Below are 22,706 nucleotides of genomic sequence, written 5' to 3'. Positions count from 1 at the left end.
TGTTACACCTCCGCCCCGCCATGAGTCTCGTCATCGCGCAGGACATCAGCCTCTCCTATGGGAAGAAGGTTCTCTTCGACGAGGAGAGCTTCTCCCTCGGTCCCAAGGACCGTGTCGGCCTCGTGGGGGCCAACGGCACGGGCAAGAGCACCTTGATGAAGATCCTCGCCGGCGTGCAGCACGCCGACTCGGGGACACTCGTCTTTCGGCGGAAAGCCCGGATCGGCTACCTGCCCCAGGAGCTGGCGGGCTTGCCCGAGGGCTCCGTGGTGGACGCGGTGCTGAGCACCGTGCCTGGGCGGGACTCACTGGAAGTGCGCCTGCGTGACACGGAGGCCGCGCTCGCCCAGTCCGCCTCGGAGGAGGAGCAGCTGGAGCTGGCCCAGTCGCTGGCGGACCTCCACACGGAGCTGGACCACTTCGACGACCACTACGGCCGCCACCACGCCGAGCGCATCCTCAAGGGGCTGGGCTTTCGCGAGGCGGACCTGCTCAAGCCCACGAGCGCGCTGAGCGGCGGCTGGCGCATGCGCGCGGCGCTCGCGGGCCTCTTGCTGCAGGACCCCGACCTCTTGCTCATGGACGAGCCCACCAACCACCTGGACGTGCCGACCCAGGCCTGGTTCGACGGCTTCCTCAAGCGCTCGAACAAGGCCGTGGTGCTCATCTCCCACGACAAGGACTTCATCAACCGGCAGGTGAGCCGGGTGCTGGCCCTGGAGCTGGAGGGCCTGCGCTCGTACTCGGGCAACTACGACGACTACAAGCGCCAGCGCGCCGAGGAGAAGCTGCAGCTGCAGGCCCAGGCCGAGCGCGTCGAGGCGCGCAAGGCCGAGCTGCAGGGCTTCATCGACCGCTTCGGCGCCAAGGCCACCAAGGCCCGCCAGGCCCAGAGCCGCGCGAAGATGCTGGAGAAGCTGGAGGACGTGCAGGTGCTCGAGGAGCGGGCCACCATGCACTTCCGCTTCCCCGAGGTGGCGCGCTCGGGCCGGGACGTGGTGACGCTCGAGGACATCCACAAGCGCTACGGCGAGGCGGTGGTGTACTCGGGCCTGTCGGGCCGGGTGGAGCGCGGCCAGCGCATCGCCGTGGTGGGCGCCAACGGCGCGGGCAAGACGACGCTCCTGAAGATCGTCGCCGGGGAGCTCGCGGCGGAGGGCGGCACGGTGACGCTCGGGCACAACGTGGTCATGGGCTATTACGCCCAGCACCACGCGGACAAGCTCGACAAGCGCAACAGCATCATCGAGGAGGTGCGCCCGCTCGCGGCGGACAAGCCGGAGAGCTTCGTGCGCGGCGTGCTCGGCGCGTTCATGTTCTCCGGGGACGACGTGGACAAGCCCGTGGGCGTGCTCAGCGGCGGTGAGCGGGCGCGCGTGGCGCTGGCCAAGCTCCTGCTCGTGCCCTCCAACCTGCTGCTCATGGACGAGCCCACCAACCACCTGGACCTGGACTCGACGGAGATGCTCATCGAGGCCCTCAAGGGCTACGGCGGCACGCTGCTGTTCGTGTCCCACAACCGCAGCTTCGTCAACGGCCTGTCCACGCAGGTCTGGGACGTGGTGGGCGGCAAGGTGGAGACGCACTCGGGCAACCTGGACGACTACCTCTACCACCAGGAGCAGCGGCGGCTGGAGGCCGAGGCGGCGGGCCAGGGCGAGAGCCCCTCGGGCCGGGGCGGCGCGGTCGCGGCGCCCTCGGAGAAGGACCGCAAGCGCCTGGAGGCCGAGGCCCGGCAGCGGCGCAGCACGGTGGAGGGGCCCCTCAAGAAGGAGATCGCGAAGCTGGAGGAGGCCATCGCGAAGCTCGAGTCCTCCCAGAAGGAGCGCGAGGCGCAGCTGGCCGATCCGGTGCTCTACAACGACTTCGCCAAGGCCAAGCCGCTCATGGACGCCCACCGCGATGGCAAGACCGAGCTGGAATCGCTCTACGCGCGGTGGGAGACGGCCCAGGAGAAGCTGGCCGAGGCCTCCGCCTCGCTTTGAGGCGGAGACCCCCGGGGCGCCTTAGCGCCGGCCGCCCCGGTCGTTCACGGGCGTCGCGGAGTGGCCGCCCCGGTCATGCCCGCCCCGGTCCCAGCCGCCCCCGCGGTCCGAGCCCCGGTCCGGGCCGCGGTTCGGGCCCCGGTCGTGGTCCCGGTTGGGGCCGCGGTCGTGGCCCCGGTCAGGGCCGCGATCGTAGTCCCGGTTGGGGCCGCGATTGGGACCCCGCTCCCAGCCGCCACCCCGGGAGGGAGGAGCGGAGTGGCGCGGGCCGGGCCGGTAGGGCGCCGGGCGGTAGGCGCGCGAGTCCCAGTAGTAGCGCGGCGCGTGGCGGTAGCCGGAGTAGCGGGAGGGGTGCACCACGGCGTAGTTGCGCCAGGTGTGCACGAAGTAGCTCGGCCGACCCCAGCCCACGTTCACGTGGGCGTAGCGGTACTCGGGCACGACGATGCGGGTGGTGCCGCGCATCGCCCAGCCTCCGCCCATGAAGTGCCAGGAGCGGCCGCGCTGGTACCAACGCGGGGAGACGAAGATGAGGCCGGCACGGGGCGGGGCGATCCACGAGCCGTCGATCCAGGTGTAGGTGCTGCCCGTCCAGTACCAGTAGCCCGGGGCCCAGGTGTAGTTCGGGTCCGGCGCCAGCGGCCGCGTCTCCGCCTGGATGGCGGGCGGGGCCTGGGCCGTCATGACGTCCTCGTCGGTCACGGAGACGGGGATCTCCACCTGGGTGGAGCCGGGCTGGGCCCAACCGCCCGAGACCCAGGCCCACGTGGAGGGGCCCTGCTGCTGCCAGTAGCCGTTGACGAACTGGTAGCCGGGCATGGAGGCGATCCAGCCGCCCTGCTTGTAGCGCCACTGGCCGCCATCCCAGTACCAGTGACCCGAGGTCCACACCGCGTCCGCGTAGGGACGGGACGAGGCGGCCTCGCGGGGCAGGGCGGGGGGGGCCGAGGGCGCCATCGGGGCGTAGTCCTCACCCGACTCGTCGTAGCCCTGCGAGTCGTCGTAGCCCTGCGAGTCGTCGTAGTCCTGCGAGTAGGTGGGGTTGGTCTGACCGTGGACCACCGGGGCCGCCAGTCCAATCATCGCGCACAGCAACCATCGAGGCGTCATGACATCTCTCCGCTAACCTGTGACCTTGGCGTGTGGACGCGCCTGCCCTGGACTTTATTCATCGCCGCTCGCCCCTTGCCTCGAAAAGGGGCTAAGCGGAGGGCCATGAGACCCTTCCGCGCCTTCCTCGGCCTGTCGCTGCTCGTGAGCTCCGCCTGCGTCCATGGCGGGAATATTTCCACGCCTTCCCCGGACCTCTCCGAGCGGAGCCAGCGCCTGGCCCAGCGGCTCATCATCGCCGACGGACACATCGACATGCCTTACCGGCTCAACGGCGGCCGGAGTCCCGAGGGCGTCTTCTCCGAGGACGTCGCCCAGCGCACGGCCCAGGGCGACTTCGACTATCCGCGCGCCCGGGAAGGCGGCCTGGACGTGGCCTTCATGGCCATCTACGTGCCCGCCGAGCTCCAGGCCACCCCCGGCCGCTCCAAGGCCGTGGCGGACGGGCTCATCGACATGACGGAGACGATCGTCCGCGCCGCGCCGGACAAGTTCGCCCTCGTCGCCTCGCCCGACGAGGTCGAGCGCAACACCCGCGAGGGGAAGATCTCCTTCGCGCTCGGCATCGAGAACGGCTCGGCGCTGGAGGACACGGTGGCCAACGTCGCGCACTTCCACGCGCGGGGCGTGCGCTACATCACCCTCACGCACTCCAAGGACAACCTGCTGGGGGACTCCTCCTACAACCGGGAGACGCGCACCTGGAACGGGCTGAGCCCCCTGGGCCGCCAGGTCGTGGCCGAGATGAACCGGGTGGGCATCATGGTGGACGTGGCCCACGTGTCCGACGACGTCATCCGCCAGGTGCTCGCGCTGAGCCAGGTGCCCGTCATCGCCTCGCACTCGTCCTGCCGGCACTTCACGCCCGGCTTCGAGCGCAACCTGAGCGACGAGCTCATCCAGGCGGTGGCCGCCAAGGGGGGCGTGGTGATGATCAACTTCGGCTCGGGCTTCCTCATCCAGGCGGCCCACGACGCGGAGGCCCGGGTCCACCAGGCCGTCCAGGACTTCAAGGCCCAGAAGGGTCCCGCCGTCACCCCCGCCGAGATCGAGGCGTTCGTGAAGGCCTACCTGAGCGAGCACCCCATGCCCCGCGCCCGCGTGGAGGACGTGGCGGACCACATCGACCACGTGGTGAAGCTCGTGGGCATCGACCACGTGGGGTTCGGCTCGGACTTCGACGGGGTGGGGCCCACGCTGCCCGTGGGCCTCGAGGACGTGTCCAAGTACCCGAACCTCCTGCGGGTCCTGCTGGAGCGGGGCTACAGCGAGGGGGACCTGGAGAAGCTCGCCTCGGGCAACGTCTTTCGCGTGTGGCGCCAGGTCGAGGCTCACGCCCGGGGCAGGTAGGCCGCCTTGCGCGCGCGCCACCGCGCGAGCAGGCCCGGCGCGAGCAGCCACACCAGGGCCATGCCGAGCGCGGTGGGCCGCGACCAGTCGCCCCAGGCCATCATCACCGTGGACAGGTGGGGCGTGGGGGGCACCGTCAGGGCGAGGCTCGCGCGGTGGGCATCCGGTACCTCGGCGAGTACCTCGCCCGTGGCGCTGATGAGCGCGGAGATGCCCGAGTTGGTGACGCGCACCTGGGGCAGCCGGGTCTCCACGCTGCGAAAGCCCGCGTGCATCAGGTGCAGTCGCGGCGCGGGCGTGCCCTGGAACCACGAGTCGTTGGACAGCGTGACGATGAGCTCCGCGCCCTGGCGCGCCTCCTCGGCCACGTAGCCCGGGAAGATGGACTCGTAGCAGATGAGCGGCGCGAGCGAGAGCGGCCGACCATCGCGCAGGCGCACGTCGAGCGTGCGCGGTCCCGGCCCCCGCTTCCAGTAGCCCGTCCACGGCAGGCGCTCACGCAGCCAGGGCGAGTCGAGGGGCTCGGGCACCCACTCCGTGAGCGGAAAGAGCATCGTCTTGCGGTAGGCCGAACGCGTGAGCGTCCCCTCCCTCCCGGGACCCAGGAACATGGCGGCGTTGTACTCGTGCCCGTGCTCCAGGTCGTAGGTGCCGAACAGCAGGGGCACGCGGCGCTCGGAGACGAAGTCCGCCAGCTCCGCGTCGAACTCGGCGCCCACGTCGCTCTTGGGCGAGCCGAAGGTCGTCGGGTACACCGTCTCGGGCCAGATGAGCAGATCCACCGGCCGGGGGCCCTGGAGCAGCGCGTCCGATAGCGCGTAGTGCGTGTCGAGGATCATCCGCACCACGTCGTAGGTGCCCACCTCCGCGGCGAGCTTCTCGTACTTCGTGATGTTCGCCTGCACGACGCCCACCACCACGGGCCGCTCGCGGGCCGCGGCGCGCGCCACCTGCTCGAGGCGCCACGTGCCGTAGCCCAGGCCCCCGAGCACGAGCGCCGCGAGCACCGCCACCGGGGTGAGCACCGCCCGCGCGCCCTGGCGACGCCCCAGGGCCGTGAGCGCCGCGAGCACGCACTCGTTGCCGAGCAACAGGAGCAGCGTGAGGCCATGCGCGCCGGCGAGGTCCGCCACCTGGCGCAGGGCGGGGGAGGGGAAGAAGCCCTGGCCCAGCGTCTCCGCGAAGAGCTTGGGGCAGAGCGCCTCGGTGCCCACGTACACGAGCGCGCCGAGCAGGGGCACCTTCCACGCGGCGCCCCGGGTGACGGTGCGCCGCAGGTGGTGGCGCACGAGCGCGAAGGCGAGGAGCTGCGCCTCCATGAAGGGCGCGAGCACGAGCAGCGCGAGCCAGCACACCGCCAGGGGCGCCTGGGAGTAGCTGTGCAGGGCCTCGGGGAACCAGCCGAACACGGCGGCGGTGAAGGCCAGGGCGAACGCGACGCCCGCGCCCACGGCCTCGCGCCAGGAGCGCACGCGGTCCAGCACCGCCAGCCACGGCACGAGCGCCACCCAGCACACGGCGACCCAGCGCGCCTCCAACTGGGAGAACCCCGCCACCAGGGCGGCGCTCGCCAGGGCGCCGAGAATGCCCAGGAGCACGGGGCCCGCCTGGCGCGCGCGCGCCGCGAGCGGACTCATGGAATGGGCTCCACCCCTTCGGGCCCGGAGGGCAACTCGAGCACGTCCAGGGGCAGGCCCGGGGGCGCCATCTCCGGAGGCACGACCCGGTTGGAGGGCAGCTCCACGGGCTCGCCCCGCGAGTCGAGCGGCTTGTAGTCCGGATGGAACATGAGGATGGGCCGCACGCGCTCGCCATCGTCCGTGGCCTGGTAGTGGCGCACGTAGCCGGGCGGCAGCTCGAAGTCCTCGGGCACCACGAGGCCCTGCTTGAGCGGCTTGGTGCCCGGCCGGTAGAGGTCGACGCCCTCCCGGGGGGCCTCGGCCATGGTCGAGCCCAGCGTCGGCGGTGGCGCGTCGGGCGAGGCCGTGGGCGCGCCCCGCACCGGCCGCGTGGGCGCGGGGGGCTCGGGCGCCACGACACGGGGCGCCTGGGGCTCATGAGGCGGGGGCGGTGAGGCGGGGGGCTCGGCACGCAGCCACAGGCTCAGGCCCACGCACAGGACGGTGAAGCCGAGCGCCAGGCCCACGAGCCATGCCCTCGGGCCCGTGCGCTGCTTCGGGATGCGGACCACACCGTCTGAATCGACTTGTCGCTCGTGAATGGGAGGCCGCGCGGCCATTGTCGCCCCTGTTCTTCGGGCTGCGTATGCTACGGAGCCCTCGCCGCCCCGGCAATCCGCCCCATGAGCCCCCCGTCCCCTCCGGCTGACGCACCGCGTTTCCACCTGCATGCCTGGACCCCCGCCGCGCGGCTCGCGAGCGCCGTGTTCCGGGGGCTCGCCCTGCTCACGCTGCTGCTCGCGGCGGTGGTCGTCGCCGAGTTCACCTTCACCGGGGTCGCCAACCCCCGGCCGCCCCGGCTCGCGGGCGTGCTCGCGCTGGTGTCGGCCCTGTGGCTCGGCGCCGAGGGGCTCGTGCGCCGCCTCACCGCCGCCACCCTCGACGTGGAGCCGGAGCGCCTCGTGCTCGAGCGGCCCGGCGAGCGGCTGGAGGTTCCCGTCGCGTCGGTGGCCGCCGTGCGCGTGTGGCGTCTGCCCTGGCTGGCGGCGGGCCTGTCGGTGCGCCTGCGCTCGGGGCGCTCGCTCGGCGTGGGCCTGCGGGTGGAGGATCCGCTGCCGGTGCTGGCCGCGCTCGGACGGCACCTGCCCGAGGCGCGCGAGGTGGCGCGCCAGCCCCTCGCCGCGTTCGCGCATGCCCGGGCCACGGTCCTCCGGCCGGGCGTGGGCCTCTGGGTGCTCCAGTTCGTCCTGTTCCCGCTGTTGCCCGGCGGCATCATGTTCCGGGCGGACCAGTACATCACCTATGGCGGGCCGTTCGCGCAGTACCAGATGTACGGGCTCGGGCCCTACCTGGGCAGTCTCTTCACCTACTGGGTGTCGTTCATCGCGATGCTGGTGCTCTACGCGACGCTCTGGCGGCTGCCAGCGGAGGCGCTGGCCCTGGGCGCCACCTGGGTGAGGCCGGACCAGGCGCGGGGCGTGCGGCGCTTCACGGAAGTGGGGTGCGCGGTGCTGTACTACGCGGGCTCGCTGTCGCTGCTCGCGGCGCGATTCCTGGCGTGACGTCCGACAGCTTCCAGCCCATGCGCTCGTGGCCCCAGGCGTTCCACTGGGGGTTCTTCCCGTCGACGATCCGCGTGTCCGCGAAGTCCGGGGCGCCCGCGCCCGAGCCGGTGCCCGTGAGGAAACCCAGCGAGATGCTGGCCGAGGAGTAGTGGGTGGGGTGCACGTCGTCCGACTGGAGGTAGTCGTAGCTGGTGGTCGCGTCGACGAGGTGCGTGTTGGCGTCGCGCAGGGTGGCGCCGAGCGTCTGGGTGATGCGGGTGACGTAGGCGGACTCGCTCTCTCCGGGCACGTAGCGCAGGGCCTCGCTGTCGCGCCGACCATCCCCGTTGGTGTCGGTGTCGGCGGCCATGAACTCGGCGAACACGTCCGCGCACGCGAAGCCGTACTGCTCGGCCAGGTGGCACGTGCGCCAGTTGCTCCGCACGAGGTAGGGCAGGAAGCGCGCGCGCTTGTTGACGGGCTTCTTCTTCTGCGTGTCCGTGCAGGTGGTGGGCACGTCGTCCGCGGCGAAGCCCGGGTAATAGAGGTTGGCGACGACCTTGAACGCGCCCGAGGGGGCGTACTGGTTGATGGCCTGCATGGCCTTCTCCGTGTACAGCGTGCACTGCGCCAGGGCGGTGTCGAGCACGCCGAAGTCGCAGGTGCCCCGCTGGCCCGTGAGCGCCGTGCGGGCCTGGAGATAGTCGTTGCCACACATCTCGAACGTCACCCCCCGGGTGTTGCTCGCCTGCATGAACGACTTCTCCGCGAGGATCTTGTTCGTGTAGACGTCATCGGCCCGGGCACCCGAGCGGGCGCGGCGCACGACCTCGACGCTCGCCTTCCACTCGCTCGCCAGGTACTCGCCGTCCACGAGCGGCGCCGCGCGTTTGGCCACGCTGAACAGGCTGCCGTTGTAGCCGGCGTAGAGCGAGTCCCCGTAGGCCACGACCCGGAAGGTTTTCGAGGACCCCGGGCGCTGGAGGGTCCAGGACGTGTTCTGGTTGATGGTGGTGGCGGGGGCGCTCGCGCACGCCAGGACGGCGGTCAGCGCCAGGGCGCGCGACCAGGTGCAACGACTGAACATCTCGTGACTCCTTCAGTGGAATGGCCACCGGAGAGGCGCTCGTCACGCCTCCCCTGTGGCGTGTCTCCACCTTGCAAGTCTGGTGCGCCGCGCGCTGTCCATTGGTCGAAGCGCGCCGAGGCGAATGAGGCGTGGGCTTCTCACACCGCCCGGCGCTTTTTCTCCTTGCGGGACTTCCGCTCGGGCTTGGAGGGCCGGGCGGTGCCCTCGGAGGCCTGCGCCTCGGCGCTCCGGTCCAGCGGCGCGGGCTCCGGGAGCAGGGGGGGCTCGGCGTGGGGGGCGGGCAGGCGGATGATGAAGGTGGCGCCCTCGCCCGGCTTGCTGCGCACGGCGAGCGTGCCGCCGTGGTTCTTCACGATGCGCTGGCTGATGGCCAGGCCCAGGCCCGTGCCCTTCTGCTTCGTCGTATAGAAGGGGACGAAGATGTGCTGCTGCTGCTCCACGGGGACGCCCGGGCCCGTGTCCGACACGTGCACCTCGACGAACGAGTCTCCCGCCGGGCGGAAGTCGTTGAAGCGGTCCGGCCGCACCGTCTTCACCGTGATGCTGCCCGCGGCCTCGGACCCCAGGGCCTGCATGGCGTTCTGCACCAGATTGATGAGCACCTGCTTGAGCTGCTCGGCGTCCGCCTCCACCCGGGGCAGGGCGTCCGACAGCTCCATCTTGAACTCGAGCCCCCGGGGCATCTCGTTCTGGATGAGCCGCACCGTGCGCGTCACCACCTCGTTGAGGTCCGTGGGACCGAACGTCTGCTTGAGTGGCCGCGCGTAGTCGAGGAACGCGGACACCACGCCGTTGAGGCGGTTGACCTCCTCGACGATCACCTCGAGGAACTCGCCTTCCTCGCCCGGCATGCGCTGGGGGTCCAGGCACTGCGCCGCGCCCTTGATGGCGCCCAGGGGGTTGCGGATTTCATGGGCCAGGCCCGCGGCCATCTCGCCCAGGGCGGCCAGGCGGTCGCGCTCGCGGATGGTCTCGTAGAGCTTGGAGTTCTCCAGCGCCGTGGCCAGGCGCTCGGCCATCTCCAGCATGAGGGCGATCTCGTCCGAGGCGTACGCCTCCGGCACCCGCTCGTCCCAGAGGTTGAGGAAGCCGATGACCCGGTCGCCGCCGAACAGCGGCACGGTGATGCCGGCCTTCATCTGCACGAGCGCCGCGCGCGTGTCGTTGAGCCGCTTGAGCTCGTCGCGGAAGCGCTTGCCCTCCACGGCCTGCTGCCGCATCACCGCGCTGCGCCGCTCCACGTTCTCCAGGAGCACCGCCTTCTGGCCGGAGGCCACCGCGAAGAGCACGCCTCGGGCCGCGCCCGTGTCCAGGAAGGGCACCGGCGCCGGCCCCCGCGCGCCCAGGAGCCGGTAGCCGGGCCGGTCCTCGGCCAGCAGGTAGAGCGAGGCGTGGGTGATGCGCCCCGACTCGTGCAGGGCGTCGAGCACCAGCCGCGCCAGCTCGGAGATCTCGATGACGCCCGCCATGCGCGCGCGCGTGGCGTTGAGCACCCGCAGCAGCTCGAAGCGCTCGCGGAAGAAGAGCGCCACCACGCGCTCCTCCACCTTGGCGCGCAGGGGCTCGAGCAGGATGAGCAGCACGAAGGCGGCCACCACCGTGTTGAAGACGAAGAGCGAGGTGTTGTTCTTGTCCACCCACATGGTCAGCACGGTGAAGACCGCGGCCACCAGGGTGGCGAGCACCGTCTGCGAGACGATCTTCCCGAGCAGCTCGTGCAGGTCCATCAGCCGCAGCCGCAAGAGCGTCTGGGCGAGGAAGAAGAGGTAGAGCGTCGTGAAGACGGGGCCCAGCGGGGTGGGGAAGGGCAGGCCCACGCGCTCGAGCAGGTCCAGGGCGCTGAAGAGGATGGCCGCGCCGGCGCCGATGGCCAGGTACATCTGCCGCAGCCGCTCGATGCGCGACTCGGTGGAGCTCATACGGCGCAGGAGCAGGGACACGGAGGCGAGCAGGGCGCCGAGCACCCACGTCCCCACGGCCACCCGGGCCCAGGGCTTCTGGGCCAGGGGCGACACGGCCACGGCCAGGCCGAAGATGGCCGACAGGAAGGCGAGCCGCCGGCCGAGCAGGTGGGTGCCCTTGCTGACCCCGAGGAACTCCAGGAAGAAGGACACGGCCGCGCCAGGGACGAGCGAAGCCGATAGAATGGTGGCACCCACCGCCACCCGCGCCACCCAGGGATAGCCCGCCGACGCGAACAGGCTATGGAAGGAGATGGACAGATAGTAGCCGCTCACCGTCAACGCGAAGACGGAGTAGAGCGTGAGGACGCGCGGACGTGCGGCCCTCAACAACATGGACACGCCCAGTGCCAGACCGATGATGGATGCGAGGAGCGCGCTCTGTGTCCGGATGTCCATGCGGGTCGAAGAGTCTAACCTTCCTGGCGTCGCGGAAATTTTTCCCCTGCTGCCCGTTGTCTCCGCTGTCTTGGCCCCCGCCCCGAGGGCCCCGCCCGTATGAAAGCCTTGTTCCCCCTGCTCGTCGCCGCCGCCGCCGCCACCTCGCTGGCCTTCACCCAGGCTCCCGCCACCCCTCCGGCCTCCGCGTCCGAGGGGCCGAGCGCGCCCCCCCGTGCCCTCACCGGCACCGCGCCGCCCGAGGCCCAGCTCTCGCCGCCCCCGGACGCGGACAAGGTCGTCATCCCGCCGGGCTACGTGGAAGTCTTCAACCCGGCCTTCCCGGGTGAGCCGCCGCCCGCGCCGCCCCTGGCCCCCGTGGCCTCGCCCGGCCGCGCCTATGGCCTGGACGAGCTCGCGCCGTACTTCGCCAGCGGCCCGCTCCAGCAGGCCAAGGAGGCCTTCGACAAGGGCTTCTACAGCCGGGCCCGGGAGCTGCTCGCCCCCAGCGGCGACGCGCCCCCCGTGCGCTACCTGCGCGCCCTGAGCGCCGTGCGCGGTGGGGACTCGGCGCGCGCCGCCGAGGAGATGCGCGCCCTGGCCCAGGACTACCCGGCGCTGCGCGACCGGTGCCTCACCCACGCGGGCGTGGCCCTGGAGTCGCTCGGCCGTCATGCCGAGGCGGCCCAGGTGCTCGCCGAGGTGCCCGACACCTCGCGCCTGTACGCGGATGCGCGCCTGGCGCTCGGCCGCGTGCTGCGCAAGGCCAAGGACACCGAGGGCGCGCTCGCCGCGCTCGCGCCGCTGGCGGGCCGCACCTCGCCCTCGTGGGGCCGCAACGTCGCCGCCGAGGCCCTGCTGGCCAGCGCGGACCTGGCCGCGGAGAAGAAGGACAAGACGCGCGAGCGCGACTTCCTCTGGCGGCTGTGGGCCGCCCATCCGCTCACGCCCCTGGCCAGGCAGGCCGAGGCGCGGCTCAAGGGCCAACAGCCGCCCCTGGACATGAAGGTGGTGCGGGCCGAGCAGCTCATCGAGCTGCACCGCAACCGCCAGGGCATCGAGCTGCTCGAGCCCCTGCTGCCCGCGCTCAAGATGCCGGACGCGCTCGCGTGCCGGGCCCACTTCGCCTACGGCAAGGCCCAGCGCAAGGAGCGCCAGCACACGCGCGCCATCGCCGCGCTCACCCCCGTGGCCAACACGTGCCAGGACCGCGACCTGTTGCCCCGCGTGCTCTACGTGCTCGGCTCCTCGCGCTCCATCGTGGATCAGGTGAAGGGCCCGGAGACGTACGAGCGGCTGGCGCGCGACTTTCCCGAGCACTCGTTCGCGGATGACGCGCTCTTCTTCGCCGCGGACCTCTACGTGAAGACGGGCCGCCTGGAGCAGGCCTCCGAGCGGCTGCGCACGCTCGCCCAGCTCTACCCGCAGGGTGACTACCTGGGCGAGGCGCTGTTCAAGGACTACTGGATCTCCCGCACGCTCAAGGCCGCGGACGGGGGCCTGCCCACGCTCGAGCGCATCGAGCAGCGCTTCGCCGAGGCGGACGACACCAACGACGTGGAGCGCGCGCGCTACTGGCGCGCGCGGACGCTGCAGGAGCAGGGCAAGAAGGAGCAGGCCGCCATGCTCTTCGAGTCGCTCGCGCTCGAGTTCCCGGCGACCTACTACGGGCTCATCTCGCGCTCGCGCCTGGAGGAGATGGACCCGGTGCGCCTGCGGCTGCTCGTGCCGCAGCTGGACTTCACGAAGCAGGAGCGCCGCGCGCCCTGGCCGCTGCACGCGGGCACGATGGAGAAGGATCCGCACTTCACCGCCGCGGTGGAGCTCTTCCGCCTGGGCTTTCCGGAGGCGGTACCCTCGGAGCTGCTCGCCGTCAACCGGGTGGGCCTGCCCTCGGAGAACCTGCGGCTGCTCGTGCACCTGCTGGCGCTGTCCGGAGACGAGCGCGGGGCGCACGGCGTGGCGCGCATCGCGCTGCGCCGCGAGCTGAGCGGCCCCATCACCCCCCAGACGCGGCCCCTGTGGGAGGTGGCCTACCCCAACGCGTTCCGCGAGCTCATCGAGAAGCACACCAAGGCCGCGGGCGTGGAGCCGGACCTGCTCCAGGCGCTCATGCGCGAGGAGAGCGCGCTGGACCCCAAGGCGCTCTCGTGGGCGGGCGCGCTGGGGCTCACCCAGCTCATGCCCACCACGGCGCAGGCGGTGGCCCGGCAGCTCAAGCTGCGCGTGCCCACCCCGCAGGCCCTGCTGGAGCCGGACCTCAACATCCGCATCGGCGCGGCCTACCTGGGCTCGCTCCTCAAGCGCTTCCCCGGCCAGACGGCGTACGCGGTGGGCAGCTACAACGCGGGGCCCCTGGCCATCGACCGGTGGCGCGCGGACCGGCCCGGCATGCCGCTGGACGCGTGGGTGGAGGAAGTGCCCATCGCGGAGACGCGCGGCTACATCAAGCGGGTGCTGCGCTCGTACAACACCTACCAGCTCCTGTACGCCCAGCCGCCCCAGGCGCCCGCGATCGAGGCGGCGAGCCGGTAGCGCGGGCGCGCGTGTCTGGCATTGGGCGTCGTCGCGGGTGCGCGCGACGACGCCGGAGCCCGCCGGCTCACTCCTGCTTCTTCGGGGGCTCCTTCGGCGTGGACTTCTTCTCCTTGAGGGTTCCGCGGCTCGAGCTCCACCACTCGCCGCCCAAGAGCAGGAAGGCCCCACCGAACGCCACGATTCCGATCAGCGACACCGCCATCACTCCCATTGCATTCTCCTCCTCGCCGAGGCGGCCCATGACGCCGGACTTCCCACGGTCCAGCAAGTGGAAAGGACCGGGAATCTAGGGAAAACGGGCGGGGCTGGCAATGGAACCGGCGGCCGATGATGGCCGGTGGACAGGCGCGCGCGGTGGGATGGCGAAGGCCCGCCCGGGCTTTTACACTTGTCTTCATGGGTGCCCCCTCGACCAGCGACGGAGGGAAGAACGCGCGGCTGCGCGCGCTGCCCTCCATCGAGCAGCTGTTGAATCGTCCCTCCCTGCACGCGCGTCTGGCCTCGCTGCCGCGCGCCCGGGCGGTGGCGGCGCTGCGGCTGGCGGTGGCCACCGCGCGCGAGCGGCTGCTCGCCGGGGCGGAGCGCGCCTTCGAGGACGCGGACGTGGACGAGGCGCTGCGGGAGCTCGCCACGCCGAACCTGCGGCCCGTGCTCAACGCCACCGGGGTGGTGCTGCACACGAACCTGGGCCGCGCGCCCCTGGCCCCCGAGGCCGTGGCGCGCGTGGCGAGCGTGGCGCGGGGCTTCAGCAACCTGGAGTACGACCTGGACGAGGGCGAGCGGGGCAGCCGCTACGCGCCCGTGGTGGAGCTGCTGCGCGCGCTCACCGGCGCGGAGGACGCCCTGGTGGTGAACAACTGCGCGGGCGCGGTGCTGCTGGGGCTCGCGGCGCTGGCGGCGGGCCGCGAGGCGCTCGTCTCGCGCGGCGAGCTGGTGGAGATTGGCGGCGGCTTCCGGGTGCCGGACGTGATGCGGCAGTCCGGGGCGCGGCTGGTGGAGGTGGGCACCACCAACCGCACCCGGCGCGCGGACTACGCCCAGGCGCTCACGCCGGACACGGGCGTGCTGATGAAGGTGCACCGCTCCAACTTCGCCCTGGTGGGCTTCACCGAGGAGGTGGAGGTGGAGGCCCTGGCGGCGCTCGGCCGCGAGCGGGGCGTGCCGGTGATGGTGGACCTGGGCTCGGGCGCGCTGCTGCCGCTGGAAGGGGAGGGGCTCACCCCCGAGCCCACCGTGCCGGCCACCGTGGCCGCGGGCGCGGACGTGGTGCTCTTCTCCGGGGACAAGCTGCTCGGCGGGCCCCAGGCGGGCGTCATCGTCGGCCGCTCGGCGCTGCTGGCCCGCATCCGCGCGCATCCGCTCACGCGCGCCCTGCGTGTCGACAAACTGACGGTGGCCGCCCTGGAGGCCACGCTCGAGCTGTACCGGGACGGGTGCGCGGACGCCATCCCCACCCGGCGCATGCTCTCCTGGCCGGGCGCGGTGCTCGAGGCCCGTGCCCAGCGATTGCTCACCCTGTTGAGTCGCAAAGACATACACGCCCGGGTGTCTCCCGTTTCCGGACAGGTAGGGGGAGGAGCGATGCCATTGGCGCGCTTGCCGTCCTTCGCGTGCGTCCTCAACTTCGAGGAGCCCGCTGTTTTTCTGGAATGTCTTCGCCGGGCACCGGTTCCGGTGATCGGGCGGATCTCGGACGGAGAGGTGGTGCTCGACGTTCGTTGTCTGGCGGAGGAGGACCTCGAGCCGGTCGCCGATGCCGTCGCCAGGGCTTCGCAGGGAAGGCAACCATGCTGAACAGTGCCGTTCTCGTGTTGAACCGTAACTACCAGCCCGTTCACGTCACCTCGGTGAAGCGGGCCGTGCTGCTGCTGTATCTCGGAGTGGCCAAGGCCATCGACTCGCAGTACCGGTTGTACGAGTTCGAGGACTGGGCGGCGCTGAGTGCATCCACCGCGCACGATTCCATCCACACCATCAATCGCAGCATCCGCGTGCCCCGGGTGGTGGTGCTCTCGGCCTACGAGTACCTGCCCCGCGGTCGGGTGCGCTTCTCGCGGCTCAACATCTACGCGCGCGACCATGACACGTGCCAGTACTGCGCGCGCCAGCTGCCGCGCTCGGAGCTGAACCTGGACCACGTGATGCCGCGCTCCCAGGGCGGCAAGACGAGCTGGGAGAACGTGGTCTGCTCGTGCGTGCCGTGCAACCTGCGCAAGGGGGGCCGCACTCCCGAGCAGGCGGGCATCAAGCTGTTGCGCACGCCGGTGCGCCCGCGCTGGACGCCCTTTTTTCGCGGAGCGTCACGCCGCGTCACCTACCGGGAGTGGTTGCCTTTCCTCAACCTGGCGGATGCCTCGTACTGGAACGTGGAGCTGCTGGATGACTGACGGGTAACGGTTGGGAGGGCCGCGCCGGGTCGAGGAGTCGACGGCGGGCCCGGGACGGGCTTTGATGGGGACTCCTTGAGCTCCTCTCGTTCCGCCACCGCGCCGTCCCTCCCTCCCTCCGCGTCCGAGGGGCCCTCGGGCAGTGCCCGCACGCGCCCGCACCGCATCATCGCGGTGGGCGGGGGCAAGGGTGGCATTGGCAAGTCGCTCGTGTCCTCCAACCTGGGCGTGGCCCTGGCGGCGCGCGGCCAGCGGGTGCTGCTGGTGGACGCGGACCTGGGCGGCGCCAATCTCCACACGTGCCTGGGCGTGCCCCAGCCCACCGCGACGCTGTCCGACTTCCTGCTCAAACCCAAGGCGCGGCTCGAGGACGTCATCCTCCCCACCGGCGTGCCCAACCTGTCGCTCATCGCCGGGGCGCTGGACGTGCTCGACGCGGCCAACATCAAATACGCCCACAAGCAGCGGCTGTTGCGCAGCCTCCAGGGCCACGCGGTGGACTACCTCATCCTCGACCTGGGCGCGGGCTCCAGCTTCAACACGCTCGACTTCTTCATCATCGCGGACCATGGCGTGCTGGTGCTCCTGCCCGAGCCCACCTCCGTGGAGAACGCCTACCGCTTCGTCAAGGCCGCCTTCTACCGGCGCCTGCAGCAGGTGGAGTCCGAGTACGGCATCGAGCGGCTGGTGGAGCGCGCCCTGTCCACGCGCGAGGGCGCCCACAAGACGCCGCTGGAGATCGTCCAGCACGTGCGCCAGCAGAGCCCCACGCTCGCCGCCCGTCTGGAGAAGGAATTGACGGAGTTCCGGGTGAAGGTGGTGCTCAACCAGGCCCGCTCGGACGCGGACCTGAAGGTGGGCGCCGCCGTGGTGTCCGCGTGGAAGAAGTTCTTCGGTCTGGACATGGATGACCTGGGTGCCATCCGTTATGACGACGACGCGTGGCGCGCGGTGCGCAAGCGCCGTCCCATCGTGCTCGACAAGCCCGAGTCTCCCGCGGCCCAGGGAGTCCAGGCCATCGCCGAGCGCTTGTTGTCCCTCGATGGTGTGACGCGATGAGGAGCACGGCATGGAGCACGGCATGAGCCCCTTCGAGCAGCAGTCGTATTACGACCTCCTGGAGGTCCCCCTCTCCGCCACCCCGGCGCAGATCGAGGACGCCTACGCGCGCGCGCTGGAGACGTACTCGCCCGACTCCGTCGCCATCTACACGCTGGTGGACCCCGGTCAGATCGATGCCCTGCGCGATCGCCTGACCCTGGCCAGGAACGTGCTCTGCGCGCTGGAGCAGCGCCTCGACTACGACCGGACGCTGGGCGTGACGCGCTCGCCCGAGGAACTGGCGGTGCTGCGGGCCGAGTCCCTGCGCCGCGCGGCGGGGGGCGATCTGCCCGAGCCCGAGACCGTGCCCGAGGCCGTCGCGGCGCCGACCCCCGCGCCGGTCGAGGCCGTCGTCGAGATCCAACTCCAGGACGTGCTGGAGGAGGTGGCGGTCGAGGTGAAGCCGGAGCCCGCCGCGCCGCCGGTCATGCCCGCCGTGCAGCCCGCCACGCCGCTCCCGAACAAGCCCCTGGTCCATGCCCGGCCGTCCGCGCCGGTGGGGCGTCACGGCGGAGGGAGCGTCGTGCCGCCGCCCCTGCCCACGCGCAAGTGGGCCGCCCGGCCCGCCGCCCCGGGACCTTCCGAAGGGGATCGGCCGCGGCTCCGGCCGTCCTCGGGGCCCCAACTGGGGGACGCGCCCGTGCTGGCGCAGGCCTCCGCCATCGCCACCGCGGAGTCGGCGCTCGCCCAGGTGGCGATGAAGGTGCGCGACTCGCGCACCCGCCTCAAGACGATCGTGGATGTGCCGGCCGACGCGGAGTTCAATGGCGAGCTGCTGCGCAAGGTGCGTGAGGGTCGCAGCGTGTCCCTGCAACTGCTCGCCGAACGCACCCGCATCTCGGTGAAGCACGTGGAGAACATCGAGGCGGACCGCTACGACGTCCTGCCGGCCAGCGTGTACCTGCGCGGCATCCTCATGAGCATCGCGCGCGAGCTCGGGCTGGACCCCCAGCGTGTCTCCCGAAGCTACATGGAGCTGGTGTCCTCCACGGACAAGAAGCGGCGCTGAGGCACGGGGCCTTCGGGGCCCGGGTCCCTCTTGTTCAGCCCTCCCGTGAACGAAGTTGACACCCCCGGAGGGGGTGCCTAGAAAGTGCGCAAATGACGGAAGAAGAAAAGATCAAGGCGATGCGGTTGGCCCGCGCGATTGCTTCGGATATCTCGCTCTACAACGAGCAGAAGATCATCAAGGGCATCGAGCAGGACAACCTCTTCGAGGTCCTCAAGGAGGAGCTCGAGGAAGGCCGCGAGCTCTACAAGAGCCGCGTCAGCTCGGAAATCTTCCAGCGCATGAACTTCTTCGAGCGCGCCATCAACGACATCGTCCTGCGCTCCAAGGCGCACGTGAAGTCGAAGATTTGGTAGCGACCGGCGCGCGCGAGCACCTGGCCCCTCCCGAGTCCCGGGGTGAGCGGCTGGATCAGGTCCTCGCGCGCCTGTTCCCGGAGTTCACGCGCTCGCGGCTGCAAGGCCTCATCGAGGCGGGGCACGTCCGGGTGGACGGCAAGCCCGCCAAGGTGGCGGCGCGGCTCAAGGGCGGCGAGCGGCTGAGCCTCGAGGTCCCCCCGCCCACGCCGGCGGTGCCGGTGGCCGAGGAACTGCCGATCGCGGTCCTCCACGAGGACAAGGATCTGGTGGTGGTGGACAAGGCGGCGGGCATGGTGGTGCACCCAGGCGCGGGTCATGCGTCGGGCACCCTCGTCAACGCGCTGCTGCACCGGGTGAAGGACCTGGCGGGCGTGGGGGGCGAGCTGCGCCCCGGCATCGTGCACCGCCTGGACAAGGACACCACGGGCTGCCTGGTGGTGGCCAAGCACGAGACGGCCCTGGTGGCCCTGCAGAAGGCCTTCAAGACGCGCACGGTGGAGAAGACGTACCTGGCGCTCGTGCACGGGGTGCCCAAGGCGGCCCAGGCGCGCATCGAGACGCTCTACGGCCGCCATCCCGTCAACCGCCAGCGCTTCACCGGCAAGGTGAAGGAGGGCAAGCCCGCGCTCACGGACTACCGGGTGCTGGAGTCCTTCGATGGCGCCGCGCTGGTGGAGGTGGACCTGCTCACGGGCCGCACGCACCAGATTCGCGTGCACCTGTCCGAGGCGGGCCACCCGCTGCTGGGCGACACCCTCTATGGCGCGGGCCGCAAGCCCAAGGGCCAGGGCGCCGAGGCGCAGGCCATCGTCGGCCGTCAGGCCCTGCACGCCTGGAAGCTCGCCTTTCCCCATCCCCGCACGGGCAAGGTGCTGCGCCTGGAGGCCCCGCTGCCCCCGGACTTCACCGCCGCGCTGAAGGTGCTGCGCGGCCGGTAGCGTCCCGGATTAGATGGAGGCCATGGCCTCCTCCTCTCCGGACTCCGTCTCCGCTGCTCCTCCTTCCGTGGCCGTTATCGGCGCGGGCCTGGCCGGGCTCACGCTCGCCACCCGGCTCACCGAGGCGGGCCTCGCCGTGACCGTCTTCGACAAGGGCCGGGCGCCCGCGGGCCGCATGTCCACGCGCCGGGGCGAGGCGGGCGGCTACGATCACGGGGCCCAGTACTTCACCGCGCGGGACCCGGACTTCCAGCGGCAGGTGGACGCCTGGGTGGCCCGGGGGCTCGCCGCCGAGTGGACCGGGCGCTTCGGCACCCTGGAGCACGGCGTGCTCACCCCCAAGGCGGACAACCCCGTGCGGTACGTGGGCGTGCCCGGAATGAACGCCCTGGCCCGAGACCTCGCCACGCCCCTGGACGTGCGCACGGGCGTGCGGGTGGAGCGGGTCCAGCGGGAGCAGGGCGCCTGGCGGCTCACGTCCGAGAAGGGCGAGGACCTGGGCCGCTTCGCCCGCGTGGCGGTGGCGGTGCCCGCGCCCCAGGCGGTGCCCCTGCTGGCCGAGGCCCCCGCCCTGGCGGCGCGCGTGGCCGGGGTGGGGATGGAGCCCTGCTGGGCGGTGATGGCCCGCTTCGCCGAGCCGTTGCCGCTGGCCGTGGATGGGGCCTTCGTGCATGGCGCGCCCCTGTCCTGGGCCGCGCGGGACAGCGCCAAGCCGGGCCGGGCGCCCGGGGAGCGCTGGGTGCTGCACGCGACGCCGGAGTTCTCCCGCGCGCACCTGGAGGAGACGCCGGAGACCGTGGCCCCGCTGCTCGTCGAGGCATGGCGCCAGGCGGCGGGGGTGAAGGTCGCGCCGGTGGAGGCCGTGGCGCACCGTTGGCGTCATGCCCAGGCGGAGTCCGCGCTCTCCGAGGGCGCCTTGTTCGACGCGGGCCTCGGGCTCGGCGTGTGTGGCGATTGGTGCGCGGGCTCGCGCGTGGAAGGCGCGTGGCGCAGTGGCGTGGCGCTCGCGCGCAGGCTGCTCGAACGGACCTAGGGCGAGCGGGCAGGGGGGTCCACGCGCTTCGCGCACGGTGCTAGAAAGGCGGGTCGTGGATGCCGCCCGTGGCCGCGCCAAGGCCCGGTGGTGTCCCGCTCCCGACTCCCGACAAAGGATCCCCCATGAAGCTGTCGTCCGTGTTCGTCGTCCCCGTGGTGCTCGCGCTCTCCGCCGGCTGTGCCTCCACGGAGAGCCGGTTCAAGAAGGTCTACCCCGGCATGTCCTCGGCGAGCGTCGCGGAGACCATGAAGGGCGGCCCCAGCCGCGCCCAGGAGTTCGGTGAGGGCTCCACCGCCTGGTACTACGGCGACGACTTCTGCATGTTGCTGCGCGAGGACAAGGTCGTGGCCAAGGAGAGCTCGCGCGAGAAGGTCTCCGTGAATGCCGGCGTGGTGGCGCTCAAGGACGTGCAGAAGGCCCAGTGCGCTCCCGTGGGCATGGAGGGCCAGGTGCGCACCGAGCAGATGATCCACACCCCCATGGGCTCCTTCAAGGGCAGCATCGATCCCAAGGCCCTCAAGGAGAAGGCGCTGGAGACGAAGGAGGCGCTGGTGGGTGACGGCGTGAAGTGACGGCTGCCCGACATCGGGGTGGGACAAGGTGCGTTGACTACAAGTCAGTGCCATCACCCCGGGGTCTATACTTGGGACGCCCGCCTGCTCCCCGAGCAGGCGGCGCACTCCCCCAAGAAAGGCAGTCCCCCGATGTCGTCCTCGTTCCTCCCGCGCCGCACGGTGCTGCAGGGAGCCCTGGTGGCGGCGGTCACGGCGTTCAACCCCGTGTCGCGCAGCTGGGCTTCCGAAGTGCAGTCTGGCTCCATTCCTCTTCCCACGTTGGACGGCCAGCTGCTGCTGGACGACGCGACGCGGACACAGGCCGCCGACGACTACGGCCACATCATCAGCCGCAAGCCCTGGGCGGTGCTCGTGCCGGGCTCGGTGCAGGACATCGTGAAGATGGTGCGCTTCGCGCGCGCCAACTGCCTGCGCATCGCCGGCGCGCGGGGCGTGGGCGATGACGACGAGAGCCACTCCACCCTGGGCCAGGCGCAGGTGGCCGCCGGCATCGTCATCGACATGTCCGGCCTGTCGCGCATCCGCTCCATCGGCGCGACGAGCGCCTGGGTGGACGCGGGCGTGCGGTGGATCCAACTGCTCACCGCCACGGTGCCCCAGGGCAAGAGCCCGCCCACGCTCACGGACTACCTGGAGCTGAGCATCGGCGGCACCCTGTCCGTGGGCGGCATCGGCGGCCAGGCGTTCCGCTCGGGGCTCCAGGTGGACAACGTGCTGGAACTGGAGGTGGTCACCGGCCGGGGCGAGCTCGTGTGCTGCTCGCCGCTGCTCAACCCCACGCTCTTCAACGCGGTGCGCGGCGGCCTGGGCCAGTTCGGCATCATCGTGGGCGCGCGCGTGCGCCTGGTGTCCGTGCCTCCCCAGGCCCGGACGTTCACGGCCACGTACACGAGCCTGCCCGCCTTCCTCGCGGACCAGAAGAAGCTCGATGACGACGGCCGCTTCGACTACGTCGAGGGCTCGGTGGTGACGGCGGCCGACGGCACCCGGACCTTCCAGCTCGAGGCGGTGAAGTACTTCGCCCCGGCCTCGCCGCCCAACAACGCGGCGCTGCTCGCGGGCCTGGCCTTCGTGCCGGGCTCGGCCCAGACGGCGGACTCGAGCTACCTCGACTTCGTCAACCGGCTGGCGCCCCTGGTGGCTTTCCTCAAGGCCCAGGGGCTCTGGGGCCTGCCGCACCCGTGGATCAACATGTTCGTGCCCCAGGCGTGCGCCGCCGAGTTCGTGCGCTTCGTGCTCGACAACACGCCCCCGGCGGAGATCGGCCAGGATCCCGTGCTGCTCTACGCCTTCCGGCCACCCAAGATCACCGCGCCCTTCGTGCGCGTGCCCGAGGGCGCCCACGCCTTCCTCTTCGCGCTCTTGCGCACGGCCAACCCCGGCACGCCCCAGAACGTGGCGGCGCTGATGGCCAAGAACCAGCTCTTCCTGGACCGGCTCAATCAACTGGGCGGCAAGGCCTACCCCGTGAGCCAGGGGCCCCGCACGCCCGCCGAGTGGCGTGAGCACTTCGGGGTGCGCTGGCTCGAGTTCGCCAGCCTCAAGCGCGTGTTCGACCCGGACAACGTCCTCACCCCGGGCCAGGGCATCTTCCCGTGAGTCGAGGCCCCGGGTGCTCCCCGCGACGACGGGGGCCGAGCCCGGGGCCGCCGCTCCCGACGGGAAAATGCAGGAGGGCGATAACCCAGAATTAATCGGCGTGAATCTCCTGGGAGCCGGCTTTCGG

Annotated in this window: 19 protein-coding genes; 13 read left to right on the top strand and 6 right to left on the bottom strand. The window is 71.6% G+C overall.

Translation table 11 applies throughout. From position 1 onward, the window contains the following. The first annotated feature begins 20 nt into the window (after positions 1 to 20). Positions 21 to 1,985, top strand: coding sequence for an ABC-F family ATP-binding cassette domain-containing protein (locus tag I3V78_RS26790; RefSeq protein ID WP_204491347.1), 1,965 nt, complete (start codon positions 21 to 23; stop codon positions 1,983 to 1,985). Between the two features lie 21 nt (positions 1,986 to 2,006). On the opposite strand, the gene I3V78_RS26785 is transcribed toward I3V78_RS26790, so the two are convergent. Continuing rightward, on the bottom strand, positions 2,007 to 3,095 hold the full coding sequence (locus I3V78_RS26785; protein ID WP_204491345.1) for a YXWGXW repeat-containing protein: 1,089 nt from the start codon (positions 3,093 to 3,095) through the stop codon (positions 2,007 to 2,009). A gap of 105 nt (positions 3,096 to 3,200) precedes the next feature. Here I3V78_RS26785 and I3V78_RS26780 point away from each other — a divergent pair, with 105 nt between their 5' ends. Then, complete coding sequence (locus I3V78_RS26780) at positions 3,201 to 4,445, top strand: dipeptidase (protein WP_204491342.1); 1,245 nt, start codon at positions 3,201 to 3,203, stop codon at positions 4,443 to 4,445. Here the strand turns inward: I3V78_RS26780 and lnt are convergent. Together lnt and I3V78_RS26770 are read right to left on the bottom strand one after the other, a co-directional pair. Continuing rightward, the gene (gene lnt, locus I3V78_RS26775) at positions 4,427 to 6,082 is read right to left on the bottom strand and encodes an apolipoprotein N-acyltransferase (protein WP_204491340.1); all 1,656 of its coding nucleotides are present in this window, start codon (positions 6,080 to 6,082) and stop codon (positions 4,427 to 4,429) included. The genes I3V78_RS26780 and lnt overlap by 19 nt on opposite strands. Beyond that, a complete protein-coding gene (locus tag I3V78_RS26770) occupies positions 6,079 to 6,636 on the bottom strand; it encodes a hypothetical protein (protein WP_338023760.1) in 558 nt (185 codons plus the stop codon). Before I3V78_RS26770 ends, lnt begins: the two co-directional genes overlap by 4 nt. Before the next feature lie 111 nt (positions 6,637 to 6,747). On the opposite strand from I3V78_RS26770, the gene I3V78_RS26765 reads away from it, so the two are divergent. Then, the gene (locus I3V78_RS26765) at positions 6,748 to 7,626 is read left to right on the top strand and encodes a hypothetical protein (protein WP_204491336.1); all 879 of its coding nucleotides are present in this window, start codon (positions 6,748 to 6,750) and stop codon (positions 7,624 to 7,626) included. Here the strand turns inward: I3V78_RS26765 and I3V78_RS26760 are convergent. Together I3V78_RS26760 and I3V78_RS26755 are read right to left on the bottom strand one after the other, a co-directional pair. Continuing rightward, complete coding sequence (locus I3V78_RS26760; RefSeq protein WP_204491334.1) at positions 7,553 to 8,695, bottom strand: SGNH/GDSL hydrolase family protein; 1,143 nt, start codon at positions 8,693 to 8,695, stop codon at positions 7,553 to 7,555. The two genes, I3V78_RS26765 and I3V78_RS26760, sit on opposite strands and share 74 nt — an antisense overlap. A 140-nt stretch (positions 8,696 to 8,835) precedes the next feature. After that, a complete protein-coding gene (locus I3V78_RS26755; RefSeq protein ID WP_204491332.1) occupies positions 8,836 to 11,058 on the bottom strand; it encodes a sensor histidine kinase in 2,223 nt (740 codons plus the stop codon). Between the two features lie 99 nt (positions 11,059 to 11,157). Between I3V78_RS26755 and I3V78_RS26750 the strand changes: the two genes are divergently transcribed. Beyond that, the gene (locus tag I3V78_RS26750; RefSeq protein WP_204491330.1) at positions 11,158 to 13,572 is read left to right on the top strand and encodes a transglycosylase SLT domain-containing protein; all 2,415 of its coding nucleotides are present in this window, start codon (positions 11,158 to 11,160) and stop codon (positions 13,570 to 13,572) included. Positions 13,573 to 13,639: 67 nt separating this feature from the next. On the opposite strand, the gene I3V78_RS26745 is transcribed toward I3V78_RS26750, so the two are convergent. Further along, positions 13,640 to 13,777, bottom strand: a complete 138-nt coding sequence (locus I3V78_RS26745) for a hypothetical protein (RefSeq protein ID WP_204496972.1) — start codon at positions 13,775 to 13,777, stop codon at positions 13,640 to 13,642. Positions 13,778 to 13,971: 194 nt separating this feature from the next. Between I3V78_RS26745 and selA the strand changes: the two genes are divergently transcribed. From selA to I3V78_RS26700, 9 genes are all read left to right on the top strand, one after another. Beyond that, a complete protein-coding gene (selA, locus tag I3V78_RS26740; RefSeq protein ID WP_204491328.1) occupies positions 13,972 to 15,369 on the top strand; it encodes an L-seryl-tRNA(Sec) selenium transferase in 1,398 nt (465 codons plus the stop codon). Next, the gene (locus tag I3V78_RS26735; RefSeq protein ID WP_204491326.1) at positions 15,363 to 15,962 is read left to right on the top strand and encodes an HNH endonuclease; all 600 of its coding nucleotides are present in this window, start codon (positions 15,363 to 15,365) and stop codon (positions 15,960 to 15,962) included. Before selA ends, I3V78_RS26735 begins: the two co-directional genes overlap by 7 nt. 75 nt (positions 15,963 to 16,037) lie before the next feature. Further along, positions 16,038 to 17,021, top strand: a complete 984-nt coding sequence (locus I3V78_RS26730; RefSeq protein ID WP_239576624.1) for a P-loop NTPase — start codon at positions 16,038 to 16,040, stop codon at positions 17,019 to 17,021. Positions 17,022 to 17,043: 22 nt separating this feature from the next. Continuing rightward, entirely contained in the window at positions 17,044 to 18,072 is a 1,029-nt protein-coding gene (locus tag I3V78_RS26725) for a helix-turn-helix domain-containing protein (RefSeq protein ID WP_204491325.1), read from the top strand. 92 nt (positions 18,073 to 18,164) lie between these two features. Beyond that, positions 18,165 to 18,428, top strand: coding sequence for a hypothetical protein (locus I3V78_RS26720; protein WP_095981091.1), 264 nt, complete (start codon positions 18,165 to 18,167; stop codon positions 18,426 to 18,428). Continuing rightward, a complete protein-coding gene (locus I3V78_RS26715; RefSeq protein WP_204491323.1) occupies positions 18,422 to 19,369 on the top strand; it encodes an RluA family pseudouridine synthase in 948 nt (315 codons plus the stop codon). Before I3V78_RS26720 ends, I3V78_RS26715 begins: the two co-directional genes overlap by 7 nt. A gap of 22 nt (positions 19,370 to 19,391) precedes the next feature. Beyond that, positions 19,392 to 20,402 (top strand): NAD(P)/FAD-dependent oxidoreductase, encoded by a 1,011-nt coding sequence (locus I3V78_RS26710; protein ID WP_204491321.1) that lies wholly within the window; start codon positions 19,392 to 19,394, stop codon positions 20,400 to 20,402. 125 nt (positions 20,403 to 20,527) lie between these two features. Beyond that, positions 20,528 to 20,977: a hypothetical protein gene (locus tag I3V78_RS26705; protein WP_204491318.1), complete on the top strand. Its 450-nt coding sequence runs from the start codon at positions 20,528 to 20,530 to the stop codon at positions 20,975 to 20,977. A gap of 132 nt (positions 20,978 to 21,109) precedes the next feature. Further along, positions 21,110 to 22,579: an FAD-binding protein gene (locus tag I3V78_RS26700; RefSeq protein ID WP_204491316.1), complete on the top strand. Its 1,470-nt coding sequence runs from the start codon at positions 21,110 to 21,112 to the stop codon at positions 22,577 to 22,579. The last annotated feature ends 127 nt before the right edge of the window (positions 22,580 to 22,706 follow it).

This window comes from Archangium primigenium (assembly GCF_016904885.1).
Taxonomy (GTDB): domain Bacteria; phylum Myxococcota; class Myxococcia; order Myxococcales; family Myxococcaceae; genus Cystobacter; species Cystobacter primigenius.
This window is presented reverse-complemented; position numbering and strand designations above follow the sequence as displayed.

Excerpts from the sequence above, each read along its gene's own strand:
- I3V78_RS26765 (WP_204491336.1), top strand. The coding sequence starts at position 6,748 with ATGAGCCCCCCGTCCCCTCCGGCTGACGCACCGCGTTTCCACCTGCAT.
- I3V78_RS26790 (WP_204491347.1), top strand. The coding sequence starts at position 21 with ATGAGTCTCGTCATCGCGCAGGACATCAGCCTCTCCTATGGGAAGAAG.
- I3V78_RS26720 (WP_095981091.1), top strand. The coding sequence starts at position 18,165 with ATGACGGAAGAAGAAAAGATCAAGGCGATGCGGTTGGCCCGCGCGATT.
- selA (WP_204491328.1), top strand. The coding sequence starts at position 13,972 with ATGGGTGCCCCCTCGACCAGCGACGGAGGGAAGAACGCGCGGCTGCGC.
- I3V78_RS26785 (WP_204491345.1), bottom strand. The coding sequence starts at position 3,095 with ATGACGCCTCGATGGTTGCTGTGCGCGATGATTGGACTGGCGGCCCCG.
- I3V78_RS26710 (WP_204491321.1), top strand. The coding sequence starts at position 19,392 with ATGGCCTCCTCCTCTCCGGACTCCGTCTCCGCTGCTCCTCCTTCCGTG.
- I3V78_RS26725 (WP_204491325.1), top strand. The coding sequence starts at position 17,044 with ATGAGCCCCTTCGAGCAGCAGTCGTATTACGACCTCCTGGAGGTCCCC.
- I3V78_RS26745 (WP_204496972.1), bottom strand. The coding sequence starts at position 13,777 with ATGGCGGTGTCGCTGATCGGAATCGTGGCGTTCGGTGGGGCCTTCCTG.
- I3V78_RS26755 (WP_204491332.1), bottom strand. The coding sequence starts at position 11,058 with ATGGACATCCGGACACAGAGCGCGCTCCTCGCATCCATCATCGGTCTG.
- I3V78_RS26760 (WP_204491334.1), bottom strand. The coding sequence starts at position 8,695 with ATGTTCAGTCGTTGCACCTGGTCGCGCGCCCTGGCGCTGACCGCCGTC.
- I3V78_RS26780 (WP_204491342.1), top strand. The coding sequence starts at position 3,201 with ATGAGACCCTTCCGCGCCTTCCTCGGCCTGTCGCTGCTCGTGAGCTCC.
- I3V78_RS26705 (WP_204491318.1), top strand. The coding sequence starts at position 20,528 with ATGAAGCTGTCGTCCGTGTTCGTCGTCCCCGTGGTGCTCGCGCTCTCC.
- I3V78_RS26750 (WP_204491330.1), top strand. The coding sequence starts at position 11,158 with ATGAAAGCCTTGTTCCCCCTGCTCGTCGCCGCCGCCGCCGCCACCTCG.
- I3V78_RS26735 (WP_204491326.1), top strand. The coding sequence starts at position 15,363 with ATGCTGAACAGTGCCGTTCTCGTGTTGAACCGTAACTACCAGCCCGTT.
- I3V78_RS26700 (WP_204491316.1), top strand. The coding sequence starts at position 21,110 with ATGTCGTCCTCGTTCCTCCCGCGCCGCACGGTGCTGCAGGGAGCCCTG.
- lnt (WP_204491340.1), bottom strand. The coding sequence starts at position 6,082 with ATGAGTCCGCTCGCGGCGCGCGCGCGCCAGGCGGGCCCCGTGCTCCTG.